The following is a 2995-nucleotide window of genomic DNA, read 5'->3' as shown; positions in this document are numbered from 1 at the left end:
AAACCTATAGAAAATAACTCTACCTTACTCTTTTCAATGCTTCACGAAGATTTTCATCGTTAGACTTTTCGGGAATGAAGGCTACAAGTCAGGAATAAGAGCGCATTATGATGTGCTTGAGGTCACGTGGAAGGTGGCGAAAGATGTCTGCCCCGATGAGATCATGGATGATAATCAAAGAGATGCACTTATGATTGTTATCCGAATGAACAGGGTCAGACTCCAATTCTCTTGGCACTGTGAAACAAAGGACATATGCTATTATTCAGATACTAGCGATTCTGTTTTATGACTGCCAGGAGAAAGACATGGAAGATAACGGACAAAACGAAGTAGGTAATCGATTCAAGAAGGGTTGTTTCTTCGAGACCATCAGCCTGTTTGAGGTACAGACGGTGCCCTTTCTCAATGCAGAACTCGTCCCTCTTTTTGCTGGTCTTCGGGAATTAGGAGAAACGACCCACGAAGAGACCCGCGTGTTATTCATTGCGAGCGGAAACTTGGACCAGCCATTTACAATGTGCTCTTCGATGTATTCCAATGTATGGATCTCATTCAATAAGAGCGTAGTAAGGGAGGTAGTTCTTCAAGCCTCTCTTTTTTGTGATTTGAGGTTAGTTTATTGCTTAAGGGAGATGATTTATGCCTGTGAAAATCCTGGTTGTCGATGACTCGGCGGCTGATCGCCTTATGATTGAGAAGATGTTGAGCGAGTACGATCTTCTGACAGCTAGTGATGGCGTGGAAGCAATGCAGAGAATAGATGAGCACGAAGAGATTCAGCTGATCATACTCGACCTTAATATGCCCAGAATGAATGGATTCGAGGTTCTGGCGGCGCTGAAGGCGGATGATCGCTATAAGAGAGTACGAACAATAATACTGACAAACTATGAAGAACTGGAAGACGAAAGCAAAGGTCTGGAACTTGGTGCTGTGGACTACATAAGGAAGCCTATTAGTATAAATGCTTTGAAGGTTCGAGTCAATATCCATCTTGAATTGCTCAGAAGTCGGCAGCTGGAAGAACAGAAGCAAGTCGAGCTAAAGTCAGTGTTCAACACAATCTTTAGCCGGGCACCGATTGGAATTTCGATTTCCTACGCTAGCGGTCCCAAAGATAAGAATGTGGATCCAGAAACACAGATCAACTCAGCATTCGAGCAAATTACCGGTAGAACGAAAGAGGAGTTGATTGAGCTTGGCTGGGCAAGTATTACTCATCCAGACGATCTGGAGAAGGATCTAGAGAATTATAGAAAGCTGAAATCAGGCGAAATCCAGAGCTATACAATGGAGAAGAGGTTTGTGAGGCCAGATGGTTCTTCTGTATGGGTTGAAATGACAGTGGCGTCCTTCCATCTGCCGGGCGAGAGTGAAAGCGGCCATATTGCCCTTCTTAAGGATATATCCAGCCGTAAGGAGTTCGAGAATACACTCAGATATAGCTCTGAACACGATAGTTGGACTGGCCTATATAACCGCAACTACCTGAAAACTCTTCTGGAAGGAGATGATGAGAACAGACTGCGGGAGAAAAGAGCCTTAGTGAGCGTGGATTTAAGTACAGTGCAGTCACTGACATCTACTTATGGATTTCAATACACTCAGGACCTTATAAAGAAGATTGCAGATATGTTGAGGCAGTTCTGCACAGATAGGCGCCTGCTTTTCAACACATACGAGAATCAATTCGCATTCTACTTGAAGGGCTATAAAGACAAGAACGAACTGACGAAATTTTCCATAGAAGTTGCAAAGCAACTGGAGCCTGTCCTTCTGATGGAAAGGATTAAAGGTGGTATTGGAGTAATTGAAATCGGTGAAGGTGATGAGAAGGATGCCGATCTCCTACTGAGAAGGCTTCTAGTCACATCTGAGAAGGCTTTCAACATATATGATAGAAACATTGGAATCTGTTTCTATAACGAAGAAATCGAGAAACAAATGGTTCGAGAACAGCAGATAACCTTAGAACTGGCGAAAATCTCGACAGACGAGAAGGATTTTGGGCTCTTCGTGCAATTCCAGCCGATTCTTGATCTGAAGTCTAATAAGATAAGCAGTTTTGAAGCTCTGGCGAGATTGAGTATTGAAGGACTTGGCCCGGTGCCGCCTCTGGAATTCATCCCGATAGCCGAGAAAACAAATCTTGTCGTTCCGATCGGCAGGAAGATTATTCTCCAGGCACTCGGTTTCTTGAATAAGCTGAAGAGAAGTGGTTATGGATCGATCGGGGTTTCAATCAATGTCTCGGCCATCCAGTTATTGAGGGACGGTTTCACAGATAGCCTTCTTGAGATGATAGAGCAAACTCAGGTCCTTCCTAAGAATGTTGGACTCGAGATCACCGAGTCGGTATTTGCCTCGAATCACGAGAAAATAAACCGTATTCTTGGCAAACTGAGTGATATAGGGATTCATACAGCCATAGACGACTTTGGGATCGGATACTCCTCTTTTGCAAGGGAAAGAGATCTAAACGTGAACTGTCTCAAGATAGACAAATCCTTCATAGATAGGCTGCAGTATCTCGAGAGCGATGATGCCATCACCAGTGACATCATTTCGATGGCACATAAGCTAGGTCATTTTACTATAGCTGAAGGGGTAGAACACGAAAGGCAGAAAGAGTATCTGGAGAAATGGGGTTGCGATAGAATACAGGGACATTTGATCAGCAAACCACTGGACGAAGAAGACGCAATTAAATTCCTGGAGAAATACAATCGCCAGTAAAGATCGCCTTAATCGTGGATCTCGCGGGTGGTAGGTCAGGAGCATATAGCAAGAGCTTGACACAATCCTCAAGAAGCAAATTGAAGCAATATGATCAGAGCCACTCACTTTGTCATCCTGTAGAGCCTGCCCCAATGAGCCTGCCCTGATATGCATTTGTTCAGGGCTCCTGTTTGGGGCTCCTGTTTGGGGGCTCCTGTTCAGGATCTGGTCTTGAAGTACCGAGGTTGCAGGTAGGTGGTTGCAGGTTCGAAAA

1 protein-coding gene is annotated in these 2995 nt (G+C 44.4%); it reads left to right on the top strand.

The genetic code is table 11. The features are described 5' to 3' along the window. The first annotated feature begins 642 nt into the window (after positions 1 to 642). Entirely contained in the window at positions 643 to 2739 is a 2097-nt protein-coding gene (locus tag B3157_RS00640; protein WP_292588033.1) for an EAL domain-containing protein, read from the top strand. Positions 2740 to 2995: the final 256 nt, after the last annotated feature.

Origin of the sequence: Mesotoga sp. UBA5557 (assembly GCF_002425715.1) — a bacterium.
Taxonomy (GTDB): domain Bacteria; phylum Thermotogota; class Thermotogae; order Petrotogales; family Kosmotogaceae; genus Mesotoga.
This window is presented reverse-complemented; position numbering and strand designations above follow the sequence as displayed.